We start from the raw sequence: 18114 nt of genomic DNA, 5'->3' as shown, positions 1-18114 counted from the left end.
AGGAGTGAGGAGAGTGCCGCCGATCAGAGCCAGCATTCCGGGGGGGACCTATGTCCGTGCGCTCTTTCTTTGCTTTCGCCATCATCGCGTTTTTTTCCGCCATTGCCATCGGCCTTCCAGCCGCCGCTGCGGAGACCAAGCGTGACATCCAGACGATAAAAGACGCCGATTTCTTCGGCTTCGATCTTCGCACCGAGCAGAACGTCTCGCTCGACCAGTGCAAGACCTCCTGCATCGGCGACAAGAGCTGCAAGGCCTTCACCTACAATCCCAAGGTGAAATGGTGCTTCCTGAAATCAGACTTCAAGACGATGAACGCCTTCCCCGGCGCCATCGCCGGCAAGATCGTCGAGACATCAGGCAAGCAGGAGCCGGATCTCGGCGCCGCACCGCGCCTGACCTTTTTGAGCAACGACCTCGTCCAGCAGGCGCATGACTTCAAAGACAATCTCGCGCTTGCCGACGACCAGCAGGGCCAGGGCGTCGACAGCCTGACGGCCAACGCCCGCATCGACCTCACCGGCAATAATCTGGCCGAGGCGCTGAAGTCCTTCCATGGCGCGCTGTCGATCACCCCTGACGACGCCGATCTCTGGCTCGAAACCGCCCGCGCCGCCGCTTCGCTCGGCAGCGCCGAGACCAACACATCAGGCCAGGCCGTGCTCGACGCGCTGAACGGCTACGAGCTGACGCGCACCAAGCCGAAGCGCGCCGAGGCGCTCGCCGTCCTCGCCGACGCCCTGGACCGAAACGCCAATTACCGTCCGGCTCTCGACGCCTACAAGGCGAGCCTGGCGCTGGTTGCCTCCGAGGATGTGCAGGCGGCCTACCTGCAGCTGAAATCGACGCAGGGCTTCCGCATCACCGAACATACGGTCGACGCCGACAGCGCCACGCCGCGCGCCTGCGCCACCTTCTCCGAGGCGCTGATCAAAACCACCGACTACACGCCTTTCGTGACGCTGAACGGCGAAGCGCCAAAGGCGGTCGAAACCAAGGACAAGCAGATTTGCGTCGAGGGCCTGACGCATGGCCAGACCTACAAGATCGCCTTCCGCACCGGCCTGCCGTCATCGGTCGACGAGACGCTCGACGCGCCTGTTACCATCGACGTCTATATCAAGGACCGCAGCCAGATGGTGCGTTTCACCGGCGATAGCTTCGTGCTGCCCTCGACGGCGCGCCGCGGCATTCCGATCGTCTCGGTCAACCTGACCTCGGCCAACCTCAAGCTCTACCGCATCGGCGACCGCGCCATCGCGCCGCTCTTGACCAACTCGCAGTTCCTGACCCAGCTCGACGGCTACAGCGCCCAAAACATCGAGGATCAAAGCGGCGAACTCGTGTGGCAGGGTTCGATCGACATCGCCAACGAGCTCAACAAGGACATCATCACCAGCTTCCCCGTCGATGAGGCGCTGCCCGAGCGCAAGCCCGGCATCTATGTGATGACGGCGACGGCGCCGAACGGCCCGGCGCAGGAGTGGGATTCGCAGGCGACGCAATGGTTCCTGGTCTCCGATATCGGCATCAGCACCTATGCCGGCACTGACGGTCTCAACGTCTTCACCCGCTCGCTCGCCTCGGCCAAGCCGATAGCAGGCGTCGAATTGCAGCTGCTTGCCAAGAACAATGAGGTGCTCGGCACGGCAACGACCGACGAAAACGGCCGCGCGACCTTCACCGCCGGCCTGATCCGCGGCACGGCGGCGCTGACGCCCGCCGTCATTACCGCCAAGAACGGCGCGTCGGATTATGTCTTCCTCGATATGACCCGCGCCGGCTTCGATCTCTCCGACCGCGGCGTCACCGGCCGGGCCTCACCCGGCGCGATCGACGTGCTGACCTTTACCGAACGCGGCATCTATCGCGCCGGCGAAACGGTGCATGCGCAGGCGCTTGCCCGCGATACCGACGGCAATGCCATCGAGAACCTGCCGCTGACCTTCATCTTCAGCCGGCCGGATGGCGTCGAAGACCGCCGGATCGTCAGCCAGACCAGCAATCTCGGCGGTTATTCCGTCGATTTCGCCACCCAGGAAAACGCCATGCGCGGCACCTGGACGATGAACATCTATACCGATCCGAAGGGCAGCGCGATCGCCAGCAAGAGTTTCCTCGTCGACGATTTCGTGCCCGATCGTACCGACATGGAGATCAAGACCGAGGCCAAGGAGATCGGCCCGGACACGCCAGCGAACATCACCATCTCAGGCAAATATCTCTATGGCGCTCCGGCCGTCGGGCTGACGCTCGAGGGCGACGTCGTCGTCAAGCCGACGCGTGAGAGCACCGCCTATAAGGGATTCTTCTTCGGCCTTGCCGACGAGGAGGCGAACGAGGATTCGCGTCTGCCGATCGACGGTCTGCCGGAACTCGACGAAAATGGCGAAGCTTCGACCGACCTCACCGTCGGCGAGCTGCCGGCAACGACGCAGCTGCTCAACGCCACCGTTTATATACGCATGCAGGAAGCGGGTGGGCGCGCCATCGAGCGTTCGCTTGTCCTTCCGGTGAAGAGCGAGCGCGCTTCGATCGGCATCAAGCCGGAATTTTCCGACGAGCTGCCCGAGAATTCCGTCGCCAACTTCACGGTGATCGGCGTCAATGCCGAGGGACACAAGCAGGAGACGAAGGGCCTGCGCTGGAAATTCTACAGCCTCAACCGCGAATACCAATGGTATCGCGAGGGAACGGCCTGGAAATACGAGCCGGTTTATACCGCCGAGCAGGTTTCCAACGGCAGCGTCGACGCGACGATGGATGGCGGCAAGATTTCCGTGCCGGTGACCTGGGGCCGCTACCGCCTCGAAGTGGAAAGCCCTGACGCCGACGGCCCGACCTCCAGTGTCGAATTCGACGCCGGCTGGTTCGTCGCCTCGACGTCGACCGAAACGCCGGACGGCCTGGAAATCGCCCTCGATAAGGATAGCTACAAGATCGGCGAAACCGCCAAGCTGAAAATCACGTCGCGCTACGGCGGCGAACTGATGGTGACGGCCGGAACAGAAAAGCTCGTTGCCGTAGAGAACGCCACGATCGGCGAGACCGGCGGCGAGATCGACATCCCGGTCACGGCGGACTGGGGCGCCGGCGCCTATGTCACGGCAACACTCTTCCGCCCGGGCGACGCGCAGGACAGCCATATGCCGATGCGCTCGATCGGCATCAAGTGGCTGAAGGTCGACCCCGAACAGCGCGCGCTTGATGTGAAGCTCGATACGCCGGAAAAGATGCTGCCGCGCGGACCGCTTGATATCAGCCTGCAGGTGACGGGCGCCGGCGCCAACGAGGATGCCTATGTGACGGTTGCCGCCGTCGATGTCGGCATTCTCAACCTGACGCGCTACGAACCGCCGAACCCGGAAGACTGGTATTTCGGCCAGCGTCAGCTCGGTCTCGAGATCCGCGATCTCTATGGACGGCTGATCGACGGCTCGCTGGGTGCGACCGGCAAGCTCAGGACCGGCGGCGACGGCGGCGCCATTGCGCTGCAGGCAAGCCCGCCGACGCAGAAGCTCGTCGCCTTCTTCTCCGGCCCGGTCAAGCTCGACTCCGAGGGCAAGGCGAAGGTCTCCTTCGACATTCCGCAGTTCAACGGCACGGCGCGCGTCATGGCGGTCGCCTGGTCGAAATCAGGTGTCGGCCACGGCGTCAAGGACGTCATCATCCGCGATCCCGTGGTCGTGACAGCGAGCCTGCCGAAATTCCTCGCCCCTGGCGACAAGGCCAATCTGCGCCTCGACATCGCCAATACCGATGCGCCGGCCGGCGACTACAAGCTGCAGCTGACCGGCAATGACGCGGTCGGCATCGAAGCAGCATCCGCCGCGCAGACGATCCGCCTCGAGGCCGGGGCGAAATCCGAACTGACGCTTTCGCTCATCGGCAAACAGCCGGGCGCCGGCAGTGTCTCGATCAACCTGTCCGACGCCTCCGGCCTTTCGCTCGACCAGACCGTCGACGTGCCGGTCCGTCCGGCATCCCTGCCGATCACCCAACGCCGGGTGCTGGCGCTGAAGCCGGCGGCCAAGCTGACGGTCGACAAGAACCTGTTGGCCGACAGCGTGCTGCCCGGCGCCGCAATCAGCGTCAACGTCACTCGTTCGGCGGCATTCGACATTCCGGCGCTGCTGATGACGCTCGACCGTTATCCCTTCGGCTGCGCCGAGCAGACCACCAGCCGGGCGCTGCCGCTGCTCTACTTCGCCGAAGTGGCGAAGCAGGCCGGCATCGAAAACGACGAGGACGTGCACAAGCGCGTGCAGGACGCGATCTATCGCGTGCTCTCCTACCAGGCCTCGGCCGGCAGCTTCGGCCTCTGGGGACCGGATTCCGGCGACGTCTGGCTCGATTCCTACGTCACCGATTTCCTGACGCGGGCCCGCGAAATGAAATATGACGTGCCGGAAAAGGCCTTCGTGCAGGCCCTCGAAAACCTGCAGAACACGCTCTCCTACACCACCGACATCAAGGGCCAGGGCGACCAGATCGCCTATGCCATCTATGTTCTTGCCCGCAATAAGAAGGCCGCGATCAGCGATCTGCGTTATTACGCCGATACGATGATCAACGACTTCCCGACGCCGCTTGCCAAGGCGCATATCGCCGCTGCACTGGCGCTTTATGGCGACGCCCAGCGTTCGAAGAACATTTTCATCGACGCGCTGCAGATGTCGCAGCAATCGATGGTGTCGCGCGTCAACCTCTCACGCACCGACTACGGCACGATCCTGCGCGACGGTGCGGCGATCCTGGCGCTCGCCGCCGAAAGCCGACCGGTACCGCCTGTCGTCCCGGATCTCGCCAAGGCCGTCGCCAAGGAATGGGGCCGCAGCAAATATAAGAGCACCCAGGAAGAGGCCTGGATGCTGCTTGCCGCGCGCGCCCTCCACGGCGGTGATGACGGTCTGAAGATCGATGTCAACGGCGCGGCGCATAGCGGCGCCTATATGGCGCGCATGACCGGCGATGCGCTCGCCGATCATCCGCTGACGCTGACCAACCAGACGAACGACTCCGTCTCGGCTGTCGTCACCACCGTTGCCGCCCCCACCGTGCCGCTGCCGGCCGGCGGCGACGGCTTCCTCATCGAGCGCAGCTATTACACGCTCGACGGCGAGGAGGCCAATGTCAGCGAGGCAAAGCAGAACGAGCGCTATGTGGTCGTCATCCACGTGCGCGAAACCAATGACTGGCAGTCGCGCATCGTCATCACCGACCTTCTGCCGGCCGGCTTCGAGATCGACAATCCGAACCTCGTCGACAGCGCCCAGATGACGAATTTCGACTGGATCGGCGAAATATCAGCCGCCCATACGGAATTCCGCTTCGACCGCTTCGTCGCCGCCTTCAACCGCGCACCGGGCGACGAGCGTGAATTCAACGTCGCCTATGTCGTACGCGCCGTCACCCCCGGCACCTACGACCATCCGGCCGCAAGCGTCGAGGACATGTACCGGCCGGAGCTTTCGGCCCGCACGGCGACCGGCAAGATGGAGGTCGTAGCAGCACAATAATGAGGCTGTGGCACAAGTTCGCGATCGGCTCCGCCGCCGGCATCCTGCTTGCCGGCGCGGCTCTCTTCGCGCTCGACGCCGCCGACCGGGCCTTTCCGCCGCCGCTCGACAAGGCTGATGTGGTTTCACCCGAGGTGCTGGATGCCGATGGGCAGCTGCTGCGCGCCTTCGCCACGCCGGAAGGCCGTTGGCGGCTGAAGACTGTGGTCGCCGATGTCGATCCGCAATTCCTGCGCATGCTTGTTGCCTATGAGGATCAGCGTTTCTACGATCACGGCGGCATCGATCTTTGGGCGCTCGGGCGGGCCAGCCTGCAATTCGTCCGCAACGGCCGCATCGTCTCCGGCGCCTCGACGCTGTCGATGCAGGTGGCCCGGCTGATCGAGCCGCGCGCCGAACGTTCGTTTTCGGCAAAACTTCTGCAGCTCGCACGCGCCGTGCAGATCGAACGGCGGCTGTCGAAGGAAGAGATCCTCGACCTCTATCTCACACACGCGCCCTATGGCGGCAACCTCGAGGGCGTGCGCGCCGCAAGCCTTGCCTATTTCGGCAAGGAGCCGCGCCGCCTGACGGTGGCCGAGGCGGCGCTGCTGGTCGCCCTGCCGCAATTGCCGGAACGGCGTCGGCCGGACCGCAATCTGAAGGCGGCGCAGGAGGCGCGCATACGCGTGCTCGATCGCGTCGCAGTGGCCGAGGCCGTCGGCGATGGCGAGGCGGAACGAGCCGAAGCTGTCGCCATTCCGCCGCGACGCCTGCAATTGCCTGCCTTTGCCGCCCATCTCGGCGAAGCCGCATTGCGCAAGGAGCCTCTGGTCCTCAAGCATCAGACGACGTTGAAGAAGCAGGTGCAACAGGGGCTGGAATCCGTGGCGCGCGCAGCGGCGACGAAACTCGGGCCGAAACTTTCGCTCGCCATGGTGATGGCGGATGCGCAGACTGGGGCGATCGTCGGCGAAGTCGGCTCGGCCGATTATTTCGATGCCAGCCGCTCCGGCTGGATCGACATGACGCGCGTCAACCGTTCGCCGGGCTCGACGCTGAAGCCTTTCATCTACGGGCTCGCTTTCGAGCAGGGCCTGGTCTCCCAGGAGACGATCATTGAAGACCGGCCCGCCGATTTCTTCGGCTACCGGCCGCGCAATTTCGACATGAGCTATCAGGGCGATGTCACCGTCCGCGAGGCCTTGCAGCTCTCCTTGAACGTGCCGGCCGTCAAGCTGCTCGACGCCGTCGGGCCGTCGCGCCTGCTGGTGCGCTTCCGCCGCGCCGAGGTGCGCCCGGCCCTGCCGCCGAATGAAACGCCCGGACTGGCGATCGGTCTCGGCGGCGTCGGCCTCACGCTGAAGGATCTGGTGCAGCTTTATACGGCGCTCGCCAATCGCGGCCAGCCGGCAAGGCTCGGCGACGGTGTCACCGGCACACCGGGCAAAATCGACGGCGAACCGCTGCTGGAGCCGATCGCCGTCTGGAACGTCGCCGATATTCTCTCCGGCGTCATTCCCCCCGCCGGCGCGCCGCAGCGCGGCATCGCCTATAAGACCGGCACGAGCTACGGCTATCGCGACGCCTGGTCGGTCGGCTATGACGGCCGTTACGTGCTCGGCGTCTGGGTCGGCCGGCCTGATAACAGCGCCGTGCCCGGTCTGACCGGCTATGGCACCGCCGCGCCGATCCTGTTCGAGGCTTTCGCCAAATCCGGCATCGCCACGACGCCCCTGCCCCGCCCGCCGGCGGGGGCCGTGCGCATCGCCCAGTCCGAATTGCCGATCAGCCAGCGGCGTTTTGCGCTCAACGCCAGCGGCCTGCTCGTCGCCTCCGGCCGCGAGCCCGCGCCGCAGATCGTCTATCCGCCCGAGGGCGCCCATATCGATCTCGGCGCAAAGGGGGGCGATCTGTCGCCGCTGCTGTTGAAGCTGCAGGGCGGCCGCGCCCCCTTCCGCTGGCTTGCCAACGGCAAGCCATTGCCCGATCTCTCGCGCCGGCGCACCCAGCAATGGCTGCCCGACGGCGGCGGCTATTCGAAACTGACCGTCATCGATTCAACCGGACGCGCCGCAAGTGTCGGCGTTTTCATCGATTGAGGCACCAGCCCAAAACTTGGATTTGGGCTGGTTGACCTCCCAGATCATGGGTGTATCGGTGGGCTGGCAGGTCTATGACATTACGCGCGACCCCTTCGATCTCGGCATGGTGGGTCTCATGCTGTTCCTGCCCGCCTTCCTGCTCGTGCTGGTGACCGGCACCGTTGCCGACCGTTTCAACCGTGTCCTGATCATGACGGGCTGCATTGTCGGCGAAGGCCTATGCGCGCTGGCCCTGCTTATATTCACCACGACGGGAAGCAGACGGTGGCGCCGATCTTCGATCTGTTTGCCATGCTGCTCGGCGGAGCCTCGGCCTTGCTGCCCGTTTATGCACGCGACATTCTCGCCGTCGGCCCGTGGGGGCTCGGCCTTCTGCGCGCAGCGCCCGGCATCGGATCGATCCTGGTGGCGGCCTTCCTGCTGCGTCATCCCGTGAAGACCACGCCGGCGTGATCATGTTCGTCTGCGTCACCCTGGTGGGTTTCTTCATCGCCGTGTTTGGCGCCTCGACGGCAGTCTGGCTGTCGGTGCTGGCGCTTGACCTGATGGGCGGTTTCGACATGGTAAGCGTCTATGTGCGCGAGACGCTGATCCAGATCTGGACGCCGGATGCCGTGCGTGGCCGCGTCAATGCGGTGAACATGGTTTTTGTCGGCGCCTCCAACGAGCTTGGCGAATTCCGGGCCGGCATCTCCGCCTGGGCCTTTGGCGTCGTTCCAGCGGTGATAATCGGCGGCGCGGCGACGATCGGAGTGTCGGTTCTGTGGTGGTATTGGTTTCCGCAATTGCGCAAGACGAGACATTTGCAGGCTCCAGACGCGCGGCGCTGTGATGGAACCAAAGACCGGACACAACCGTTGGAAAGGGTCTCCCTCCAACGTCAGACGGCCTCATGATTCTTCCGACAGCGACCTACCGGATACAGTTCCGCAACGGCATGACTTTCGATCGTGCCTGCGACCTCGTTCCCTATCTCAAGACGCTCGGCATCAGCCACCTCTACGCCTCACCGATCTTTACCGCCGTGAGCGGCTCGACTCACGGCTATGACGTCACCGATGCCAATGAGATCGATCCGGCGCTTGGCGGCCGTGCGGGGTTCGACCGGCTGGCGGAAAGCCTCGCCTCGGCGGGCATGGGATTGGTTCTCGACATCGTTCCGAACCATATGGCCGCTTCGCCTGAGAATGACTGGTGGCGGGACGTGCTGGCCCTCGGCCCGCAGAGCGCCTATGCCCGCCATTTCGACATCGACTGGAGCGAACCGCTGACCCTGCCGCAGCTCGGCCAGGATTTCGAAGAGGCGCTGGCTTCAGGCGAACTGCGCCTCGTACTCGACGAGACGCACGGCAACTTCGCCTTGACCTATTTTCAGACGCTGTTGCCAGTCAAACCCAGCAGTTACGGCGTGGTCGCAAACCGGCTCGACGATCCGGTCGCAACGCGAATGGCAGAGGCCGCGGCCGCGACGTCAAGCGAGGACTTCGCCCGCGCGTTGCGCGACATTCTCTTCGAGGGCGGCGATCGGGCGCTCCTTCGGGAGAAGCTCGAAGGCGTCTCGTCCGATCGCGAATTCCTCAAGAGCCTGCATGACGAGCAGCATTGGCGGCTGATCCATTGGAAGGAAGCGGCGCGGCATCTGAGTTACCGCCGCTTTTTCGAGGTGACCGGACTGGTCGGCACCCGCGTCGAGGATCCCTTGGTGTTCGAAGACATGCACCGGCTGGTGCTCGAACTCGTGCGCCATGGCAAGGTGCAGGGCCTGCGCATCGACCATGTCGACGGGCTCGCCGAACCCAAGGCCTATCTCGACAGGCTGAGGGCAGCAGTCGGGGCCGACACCTATATCGTTGTCGAAAAGATCCTCGGGGCGGGCGAGGTCCTGCCGGAGAGCTGGCCGGTCGCCGGCACCACCGGATATGAATTCATCGCGGCGCTGAGCGAGCTCTTCATCGACGCCGGCGGCCTGCCGATATTGGACGATGCCTATCGCGGCCTCGCCGGCGAGGCGGGCAATCTCGAAGAGGGCCGGCGGCTTGCCAAGAGACAGATGGTCGAGCGCAATTTCGCTGGCGAGACCGGCAGGCTGGTTGCGATGGCGGCGGGCATCTTTCCCGAAATAAACCGGGAAGAGATCGCCACCGCCGTGCTCGAGCTGCTGATCGCATTCCCCGTCTACCGCACCTATGGCGACGGCGGTCCGCTGAGCTGGCAGGATTCGGCCGTCCTTGCCGCGACCGCATCACAGGTCATGGCTGGGCTCGACGATCGGCGCGCGCTCGACCACGTGCTGAAGCTTCTTGAAGGCAAGATCGAAGGCGATACGGCGCATGAATTCCGGATCCGCTTTCAGCAGCTGAGCGGGCCGGTCATGGCGAAGGCGACAGAGGATACGCTGTTCTATCGCTATAACAGGCTGCTTGCCGCAAACGAGGTCGGCGGCGAACCAGGCAAGACGCCCGAGGGGCCGGACGGGTTCCATCGTCGCATGGCCGAGCGGGCGCGGCTGCAGCCGCATGGGCTTTCGGCCAGCGCCACCCACGACACCAAACGCGGCGAGGATGCGCGCGCGCGGCTCTATGTGCTGAGCGAGGGTGCGGATGTTTTTGCCCAGGCGGTGGCGCGTTGGCGTGACATGAATAGGCCGTGGCTGAAGGATCTGCCGGACGGTGCAGCACCCGAGCCGAATACTGAATGGATGCTGTATCAAGCGCTCGCCGGCGTCTGGCCGGAGGATTTCGACAGAGGACAGATAGAAGACCTTCGCGCACGCTTTACCGATTACGCGGTCAAGGCGGTGCGCGAGGCGAAATTGCGCAGCGCCTGGACCGAACAGGAGGGTGCCTACGAGGAGGCGATCACAGTCTATGCGGCGGCGCTGGTGTCGCCGGACAATGACGCCTTTCTGGAAGATTTCGAAAGGGTGCTGCAGCCCTTCATTGCGGCCGGCTACGTCAACAGTCTGTCACAGACATTGCTCAAGCTGATGGCGCCTGGAATTCCCGACATTTACCAGGGCGCGGAAGTTTTCGACTTCAGTCTTGTCGATCCCGACAATCGCCGGCCGGTCGATCATGCCAAGCTGAAGGCCTGGCTTGATGAAGCCGGACCGATCGCCAAGCTTCAGGCGGCGGCCTTGAAGCAGCGGATCGTTACAATTGGGCTGCAGCTGCGTCAGCGGCAGCCGGTTCTCTTTGCCAAAGGCGATTATCTGCCGTTGAAGACGACTGGCAGCCGCCGGAATCACGTGCTGGCTTTCGCCCGCGTGCGCAACAGCGAATTCGCGATCACCGTCGCACCGCGGCTGATGTTCGGCTGGCTCGATCCCGGCGTGCTTTTTGCCGGTCCGGAGTTCTGGGAAGACACGGCGATCGCGGTGCCCTCCCCTCTTCATGGGTTGAAGGCGGATCTCGTGACGGGAAAAACAATCGAGCCGGGAGGCAGCATTTCGGTCGCTACACTGCTCGGGAGCCAGCCGCTCGGGCTGATCAGCCCGATCTGAGGATCGGGCGCGATGTGAGGATCGGGCGATGCCGCCGTCGCGCTGCGCAACGCGGCGTTTTCGAAAAATTCGATGTCGTCAAAATTAGCGCTTGACCTTCCAGTTGCTGGAAGGTGGATAAGCCTCTCCAACTGCCCTTGAGGGCAAAGGAGATAGTCATGGATACCAAACACCATCACCACAGCCACGGCGACGGTCACTGCCATTGCGGCCATGATCATCAGGAGAAGGCCGCCGCAGCGGTGATCCGTGATCCCGTCTGCGGCATGACGCTCGATCCGCAAGCCGGCAAACCCTCGTTCGTACACATGGGTCGTGTCTATCATTTCTGCTCCGAGAGCTGCCGGACGAAGTTTGCGGCTCAGCCGCAGGATTACCTGACGGCGAAGGATCCCGTCTGCGGCATGGCCGTTGATCGCTCGACGGCAAAATACTTCGTGAAACTCGAGGGCGAGAAATTCTACTTCTGCTCGGCCGCTTGCCAAACAAAGTTCGAGGCCGACCCCTCGGCCTATCGCAACGGCGCCCGTCCGGCGGCAAAGCCGGCGCCGAAGGGTACGCTTTATACCTGCCCGATGCATCCGGAAGTCGTCAGCGACCGGCCCGGCGATTGCCCGAAATGCGGCATGGCGCTGGAGCCGATGGGCATTCCTCCGGCCGACGAAGGAGCGAATCCGGAACTTGTCGATTTCGTCAGACGGCTTTGGGTCAGCACCATCCTTGCCCTGCCGCTGCTGGCGCTCGGGATGGGACCGATGCTCGGCCTGCCGCTCCGGGAAGCGATCGGCGAACCGCTGGCGACCTATATTGAGCTAGCGCTGGCAACGCCGGTCGTGCTGTGGGCCGCGCTGCCGTTCTTCCGCCGCGCCTGGGCGTCTGTCGTCAACCGAAGCCCGAACATGTGGACGCTGATCGGCCTCGGCGTCGGCACCGCCTATGTCTACAGCGTCGTCGCCACGCTTGCGCCCGGTCTTTTCCCGATGAGCTTTCGCGGCCATGGCGCCACCGTGCCTGTCTATTTCGAGGCGGCGGCCGTCATCGTCGCCCTGGTCTTCGTCGGCCAGGTGCTGGAATTGAAGGCACGCGAGCGGACCGGCTCGGCAATCCGCGCTCTGCTCGACCTCGCGCCGAAGACGGCGCGGCGCATTGACGCCGATGGCGATGAGAGGGACGTGCCGGTAGAGGAGATTCAGACCGGCGACCGGCTGCGGGTGCGCCCGGGCGAGCGCGTACCGGTGGATGGTTCCGTCCTCGAGGGCCAGTCGACCGTCGACGAATCGATGATATCGGGGGAGCCTCTGCCCGTCGAGAAGGCGAGGGGCGACGGGCTGACCGGCGGCACGATCAACAAGAACGGCTCCCTCGTCATGTCGGCCGAGAAAGTCGGCGCAGACACGGTGCTGTCGCGCATCGTCGACATGGTCGCCAAGGCGCAGCGTTCGCGGGCGCCGATTCAGGGCGCCGTCGACCGGGTGTCGGCCGTCTTCGTACCCGCCGTCGTCGCCATAGCCATCCTTGCCTTCGTCGTCTGGGCCGCGATCGGGCCGGAGCCAAGCCTGGCAAACGCGCTGCTTGCCGCCGTCGCCGTTCTGATCATCGCCTGCCCCTGTGCGCTCGGCCTTGCGACGCCGATGTCGATTATGATCGCGACCGGGCGCGGCGCTGGTGAAGGCGTGCTGATCAAGGACGCCGAAGCGCTGGAGCGCTTTTCCAAGGTCGACACGCTGATCGTCGATAAGACCGGCACGCTGACCGAAGGCAAGCCTGTGCTCACCGACATCGTCGCCGTCGGCGGCGTCGAGGAGAACCGGCTGCTGTCGCTGGCCGCGAGCCTTGAGCGCGGCTCCGAGCATCCGCTGGCCGAAGCGATCGTTGCCGGCGCCGAAGAGCGCAGCGCCGCCTTCGTGGAGGTGAGCGGCTTCGAGGCGAAGACCGGCAAAGGGGTCCAGGGCATAGCGCACGGTAAAAGCGTGGCGCTCGGCAATGCGGCGCTGCTCGCCGATCTCGGCGTCGATCCGTCGGCGCTGTCGGAGAAGACCGAAGCCCTGCGCGGCGATGGCAAGACGGTGATGTTCGTGACGCTCGACGGCAAGCTTGCCGGTCTCGTCGCCGTCGCCGACCGGATCAAGCCGACGACGTCAGCCGCCATCAAGGCGCTGCACGACAGCGGGCTGAAGATCATCATGGCGACCGGCGACAACGAGCGCACGGCGCGTGCGGTGGCGAAAAGCCTCAGCATCGACGAGGTCCGCGCCGACGTGCTGCCGGAAGGCAAGAAGGCGCTGATCGACGAACTGCGCGCCAAAGGCGCGGTGATCGCCATGGCCGGCGACGGGGTCAACGACGCCCCGGCACTTGCGACCGCCGATGTCGGCATCGCCATGGGCACCGGCGCCGATGTTGCAATGGAAAGCGCCGGCATTACCTTGGTCAAAGGCGATCTCAACGGGATCGTCAGGGCGCGGCGGCTGGCGGAGGCGACGATGCGCAATATCCGCCAGAATCTCGGCTTCGCCTTCGGCTATAATGCGCTCGGCGTGCCGGTCGCCGCCGGGATCCTCTATCCCGTTTTCGGCTTGCTGCTCTCGCCGATGATCGCTGCGGCGGCGATGAGCCTCTCGTCTGTATCGGTGATATCAAATGCGCTGAGACTGCGCTTTGCAAAATTATAGGAGACGGCCATGAATATCGGCGAAGCATCTGAGCGCTCCGGCCTGCCTTCGAAGACCATCCGCTACTACGAGGATATCGGCCTGATCCGCCCCGAAAGGGGCGGAAACGGCTATCGCGACTATGCTGCGGCCGATGTTCACAAGCTGCGCTTCCTGCAGCGTTCGCGCGGTCTCGGCTTTTCGGTCGAGGAATGCCGGCAATTGCTGGCGCTTTATGAGGACAAAGCCCGGGCGAGCGCCGACGTCAGGGACATTGCCGAGACGAAACTCGGGGAGATCGACCGCAAGATTCGCGAACTGACGGAACTTCGCCGCACTCTCGAGCATCTCGTGCATGCCTGCCATGGCAACGACCGGCCGGACTGTCCGATTCTCGAAGAGCTCTCGGACGGTCGCTGACCGCTTTAGAAAAGCCGGAGAGACTAGCTGAACGTCCTGAAGGGAGCCTGCGCGGCGGGTTCGTCCTCGTCGCCGTAATCAAGCACGCCTTCATCGAGACGATGCTTGATCGCAAGCGCGTAGATCACGTCGAGAATATTGCGGTCTCTGAGATGAGGATCGGTCAGAGCGAGAAGCGAAGCCCTGACGATCTTCTTGCTGGTGGCTTTCGAGCATCGCGCCTTGACGAAATCATAGAGTGCCTCACCCGTCAGCCCTTCCATGGCGCCGTCCACGAGAGCTTCGTAGACCCGCTTCTTTTCCTTCATTCTTTATCTTCCCCTGCAAATCAGCGGCGTGATGATCTGTCATGTAATTGTCATAAACAATCGCCGATTTAAGGCACACATGCGCTGGCGGATGGTATTTCCCCGGTTCGTCGACGGCGATGTCCGGCGGGCATGATTTTTTTATGCCGCCGGGAATAAAATCCGCCGCGCTTGCGTATACTCAAGCATGGAACGCAAAGACCGCCCCTTCGATGTCATCGGACAGCTTGCAGCGCTGAGGCGCTACGCTCGCGCGCTGGTGCGCAACTCGGATGAGGCGGAGGATCTGGTGCATGATGCCCTGGTGCGCGCCTTCGAGAAGAGAAAGAGCTTCCGAAGCGGCGGCAATCTGCGCACCTGGCTGCTTTCCATCCTGCACAATGCCCATATCGATCGTCTTCGCCGGAATCGGTCGCTGACGCGTCGCCACGACGAAGCGGCTGTCGAAGCCGAGCAGTCGCTGCCAGCCGGCCAGGAACATGCCGTGCGCCTGCAGCAGGTGCGCGACGCCTTCTTCGACCTGCCGGAGGAGCAGCGCGAGGCGCTGCATCTCGTTGCCATCGAAGACCTTTCCTATCAGGAAGCCGCCAATGCGCTCGGTATTCCGATTGGCACGCTGATGTCTCGCATCTCCCGCGCCCGGGCGCAACTGCGCGAATTCGAGGAAAAGACGCCGCGCATTTCGCATCTCAAGTTAATCGGAGGGAGCGGCAATGAAAGCAGTTGATCCGATCATCGATGCCGATCTCGATGCCTATGTGGATGGCGAGCTCGATGTCGCCCGCCGTATTCAGGTCGAGTCCTATCTCTCGGAGAACCCGGCGATTGCCGCCAAGGTGATGGCCGACCTCAGCATGAAGGGCGAGCTGCGTCTGGCGCTTGCCGGCGAAAACGCCTTCGGCCGTCCCGAGACCCGCGATGCCGCCCGCCGGCTGGAGCGCGGCCTTTCCTATGGTCGCATCCTCCAGTCCATGCAGCGCATCGCCGCCGTCGGCATTCTGCTGACCGCCGGCTGGGTGGCGCATAATTCCTTCGGCGCCTTTTCGGCCACCGAAGTGGCGGCTTCCGTTCCGGCGCCTGCTTATGTCGAGGATGCCGTCCGCGCCTATCAGACCGCGGCCCTGCGCGCCTCGATGCCTTCGCAGACCCCGACCAGCTATAGCGCCGAGGACATACGCGCCGCGACCGCGATCGTCATGCCCGAACTGCCGAAAGACTGGAAGATCGCCGACGTCCAGATATTCCCGTCCGAATTCGGCCCGAGCATCGAGATGGCGATCACGGTGGCCGATGGAAAGCGGCTTTCGCTTTTCGCCGTCCGGCCGGGAGCCTTCGAGGTCCGGCCGGTCAGCCATCTCGCACTCGAAAAAGCAGAAGCCGCCTATTGGCAGATCGGCGAGGTCGCCTATGCGCTGATCGCCGACGATAGCGGACTCAATCTCGATCAGGCGGCCGAACGGCTGGCCCGTTCGCTCTACTAGTTCAAACCGAGGAGATCAGCATGAACCCGATCAATCCCCGATACGGAGCCGTCGCCGGCTCACAGGCCCTCTTCGACGAGGGTCTGCGTCAGCATATGCTGCGCGTCTACAATTATATGGGCCTCGGCCTGGTCATAACGGGCATCGTTGCCTTCATCGTCGGCTCGACGCCGGCGCTTTATGTCCCGATCTTCGGCTCGCCGCTGAAATGGGTGGTGATGCTGGCGCCGCTCGCCTTCGTCTTCTTCTTCTCCTTCCGCATCCAGACGATGTCGGCGAGCACCGCCCAGATCACCTTCTGGGCCTTCTGCGCCGTGATGGGCCTGTCGCTTGCCTCCGTCTTCCTGGTCTTCACCAAGACGAGCATCGCCCAGACCTTTTTCATCACGGCGGCGATGTTCGGCTCCACCAGCCTTTACGGCTACACGACCAGGCGTGACCTCTCGAAGATGGGCTCGTTCCTGATGATGGGCCTCTTCGGCATCATCATCGCCGCCATCGTCAACATCTTCCTGGGCTCGAGTGCGCTGCAGTTCGCCATCTCGGTGATTGGTATCGTCGTCTTCGTCGGCCTGACCGCCTACGACACGCAGAACATCAAGGAACAATATTCGGAAAACTACGATCAGGAATCGAACCAGAAGCTTGCCGTTTTCGGTGCGCTCTCGCTCTACCTGAACTTCGTCAACATCTTCCAGCTTCTGCTCAACTTCACCGGCGAGCGGGAATAGGACCGCGCTTCTGGGGGCAATGGAAGCGCAAGGGCGCCCGGCCTGCAATCTGTGACAGGATGGCAGACCGGGCGCTCACTCTCAGAGGACACGGCCGGACGTCGAACCGGCCGTGTTTTTTATTTCAGATGATGCCCCAGGCGCGATAGCGGCCGCGGCCGGTGATTTCACGAATGCCGATCTCATTGACGAGGTTCAGCGCGCCGCGCGGCGTGATGCGCAGATGACGGGCGATCATCGCCGCCGACACCATCGGCCGCGACAGGACGAAATCGGCAAGCTCCGGCAGGCTGCTGTTCGAGCGACGGCCGCGAAAGCGCAGCTCCATTTGCGTGCGGGCCAGCGACAACCGGTCGATTTCCTTGAGGCCGGCCGCCGCAGCCAGTTGCATCGCTTCGATAAAAGCTTGCAGCCGCGTCGCCCGGTCACGGGCCCGACGCCGCTCATGGCGCACCAATTTCAGCCCGCCGTAAAAGGAAAAGAGATGCGAAGCGACCTTACCGCGGGCGCGCAGGTAGCTTTCGACCAGAAGCCCGCCGAGCCAATGCTGACGCCGCAACGGCTCGATCCTGTCCCAGGCTTCGAACAGGATGACGGCGCCGAGAATCGGCGGCAGGCGATCGGCCAAGGGCAGCACGCCGCGCCACTCCGCGAGCCGCTGTTCCTCGTCCCACTCCTCGTCGCCGAGCAGGCCGAGCGGATCCTCGTTGCGCTTGGCCGGGGATATCGCGGCTGTCTCGGCCGGCGCTTTCCCGGTATGGATGTCGATGAGCTTCTGCGAGCGGGCAAGAAGCGCGTCGATCTCTGCCATCTCGGCAGCAAGCGGCGCATCTTCATCGTCGCCCTCGTCGTCGGCCCCGACAACCGTCAGGCCTTTGGCTTCCTGAGCGCTACCTTCCCCCTCCCCTATGGTCGCGGTCAACGTTGCAAGGCCGGAGGCGCCGAGCGCCCACGATGGTTCGCCGGTCCAGATGCGCCGACGAGTCCGCAGCACCGAATGGGCAATCGTCAGTTCGTGGCTGGGGGCGCGGCTATCCATATGCGCGTCGTGCAAAACGAGATCCTCGACGTGGACCAGCTCGCCGGCGACCCATAGCGCCCCCGCGGCATCGAAGAAATGGCTGCGTTCGGCAAAGCCCTCCCCCACCGGCGAGCGCAACACCCGCTCGTCCAGTCGCGCCACCGCATCCTCCGCCGCAGCAAGGAATGGGAGCAGTGTCTGAAGCATCGCACCATCGATATCGTAGCGCATTGTTAAGCTTTACGGTTTTTCACAAATGGAAGCAAACTACCCGTTTTCTTCCGCCATCTATGACATGGTTAACGGTTTGTTTCAAGAAAGCGCGTGAAGAAGCGAAGAAGATAGCCGATCCACACTCCCTTTAACCGCTGCGACTGGCGCGAAGCTTTTGGGCCGT

Annotated in this window: 10 protein-coding genes and 1 pseudogene; 9 read left to right on the top strand and 2 right to left on the bottom strand. The window is 63.8% G+C overall.

All coding sequences use genetic code 11. The features are described 5' to 3' along the window. The first annotated feature begins 50 nt into the window (after window positions 1-50). From Tal182_RS26710 to cueR, 6 genes and pseudogenes are all read left to right on the top strand, one after another. Window positions 51-5519, top strand: a complete 5469-nt coding sequence (locus tag Tal182_RS26710) for an alpha-2-macroglobulin family protein (protein WP_085861420.1) — start codon at window positions 51-53, stop codon at window positions 5517-5519. Next, a complete protein-coding gene (pbpC, locus tag Tal182_RS26705; RefSeq protein WP_085861419.1) occupies window positions 5519-7600 on the top strand; it encodes a penicillin-binding protein 1C in 2082 nt (693 codons plus the stop codon). The genes Tal182_RS26710 and pbpC overlap by 1 nt, the downstream gene beginning before the upstream one ends. Continuing rightward, window positions 7596-8499, top strand: a pseudogene (locus tag Tal182_RS31995) (MFS transporter). Before pbpC ends, Tal182_RS31995 begins: the two are co-directional and overlap by 5 nt. Then, the gene (gene treY / locus Tal182_RS26695; protein WP_085861418.1) at window positions 8496-11105 is read left to right on the top strand and encodes a malto-oligosyltrehalose synthase; all 2610 of its coding nucleotides are present in this window, start codon (window positions 8496-8498) and stop codon (window positions 11103-11105) included. Before Tal182_RS31995 ends, treY begins: the two are co-directional and overlap by 4 nt. A 158-nt stretch (window positions 11106-11263) precedes the next feature. Beyond that, window positions 11264-13777, top strand: coding sequence for a heavy metal translocating P-type ATPase (locus Tal182_RS26690; protein WP_085861417.1), 2514 nt, complete (start codon window positions 11264-11266; stop codon window positions 13775-13777). A gap of 9 nt (window positions 13778-13786) precedes the next feature. Further along, window positions 13787-14176, top strand: a complete 390-nt coding sequence (gene cueR / locus Tal182_RS26685) for a Cu(I)-responsive transcriptional regulator (protein ID WP_064808024.1) — start codon at window positions 13787-13789, stop codon at window positions 14174-14176. Between the two features lie 23 nt (window positions 14177-14199). Here the strand turns inward: cueR and Tal182_RS26680 are convergent, their stop codons facing one another. Further along, window positions 14200-14484, bottom strand: coding sequence for a hypothetical protein (locus tag Tal182_RS26680; RefSeq protein WP_085861416.1), 285 nt, complete (start codon window positions 14482-14484; stop codon window positions 14200-14202). A gap of 187 nt (window positions 14485-14671) precedes the next feature. Between Tal182_RS26680 and Tal182_RS26675 the strand changes: the two genes are divergently transcribed. Genes Tal182_RS26675 through Tal182_RS26665 form a run of 3 tightly spaced genes read left to right on the top strand, consistent with a single transcriptional unit; the run spans window position 14672 to window position 16696 of the window. Next, on the top strand, window positions 14672-15211 hold the full coding sequence (locus tag Tal182_RS26675; protein ID WP_064812020.1) for a sigma-70 family RNA polymerase sigma factor: 540 nt from the start codon (window positions 14672-14674) through the stop codon (window positions 15209-15211). Further along, complete coding sequence (locus tag Tal182_RS26670) at window positions 15198-15965, top strand: anti-sigma factor (protein ID WP_085861415.1); 768 nt, start codon at window positions 15198-15200, stop codon at window positions 15963-15965. The genes Tal182_RS26675 and Tal182_RS26670 overlap by 14 nt, the downstream gene beginning before the upstream one ends. 20 nt (window positions 15966-15985) lie before the next feature. Then, window positions 15986-16696, top strand: a complete 711-nt coding sequence (locus Tal182_RS26665; protein ID WP_064808016.1) for a Bax inhibitor-1/YccA family protein — start codon at window positions 15986-15988, stop codon at window positions 16694-16696. Between the two features lie 124 nt (window positions 16697-16820). Here the strand turns inward: Tal182_RS26665 and Tal182_RS26660 are convergent, their stop codons facing one another. Next, window positions 16821-17948: an RHE_PE00001 family protein gene (locus tag Tal182_RS26660; RefSeq protein WP_085861414.1), complete on the bottom strand. Its 1128-nt coding sequence runs from the start codon at window positions 17946-17948 to the stop codon at window positions 16821-16823. Window positions 17949-18114: the final 166 nt, after the last annotated feature.

The sequence above is a fragment of the Rhizobium sp. TAL182 genome, assembly GCF_002117725.1.
GTDB lineage: Bacteria > Pseudomonadota > Alphaproteobacteria > Rhizobiales > Rhizobiaceae > Rhizobium > Rhizobium esperanzae.
This window is presented reverse-complemented; position numbering and strand designations above follow the sequence as displayed.

Bases quoted from the DNA above. Each gene is read 5' to 3' on its own strand.
- Tal182_RS26710 (WP_085861420.1), top strand. From the start codon at position 51: ATGTCCGTGCGCTCTTTCTTTGCTTTCGCCATCATCGCGTTTTTTTCC.
- pbpC (WP_085861419.1), top strand. From the start codon at position 5,519: ATGAGGCTGTGGCACAAGTTCGCGATCGGCTCCGCCGCCGGCATCCTG.
- treY (WP_085861418.1), top strand. From the start codon at position 8,496: ATGATTCTTCCGACAGCGACCTACCGGATACAGTTCCGCAACGGCATG.
- Tal182_RS26690 (WP_085861417.1), top strand. From the start codon at position 11,264: ATGGATACCAAACACCATCACCACAGCCACGGCGACGGTCACTGCCAT.
- cueR (WP_064808024.1), top strand. From the start codon at position 13,787: ATGAATATCGGCGAAGCATCTGAGCGCTCCGGCCTGCCTTCGAAGACC.
- Tal182_RS26680 (WP_085861416.1), bottom strand. From the start codon at position 14,484: ATGAAGGAAAAGAAGCGGGTCTACGAAGCTCTCGTGGACGGCGCCATG.
- Tal182_RS26675 (WP_064812020.1), top strand. From the start codon at position 14,672: ATGGAACGCAAAGACCGCCCCTTCGATGTCATCGGACAGCTTGCAGCG.
- Tal182_RS26670 (WP_085861415.1), top strand. From the start codon at position 15,198: ATGAAAGCAGTTGATCCGATCATCGATGCCGATCTCGATGCCTATGTG.
- Tal182_RS26665 (WP_064808016.1), top strand. From the start codon at position 15,986: ATGAACCCGATCAATCCCCGATACGGAGCCGTCGCCGGCTCACAGGCC.
- Tal182_RS26660 (WP_085861414.1), bottom strand. From the start codon at position 17,948: ATGCGCTACGATATCGATGGTGCGATGCTTCAGACACTGCTCCCATTC.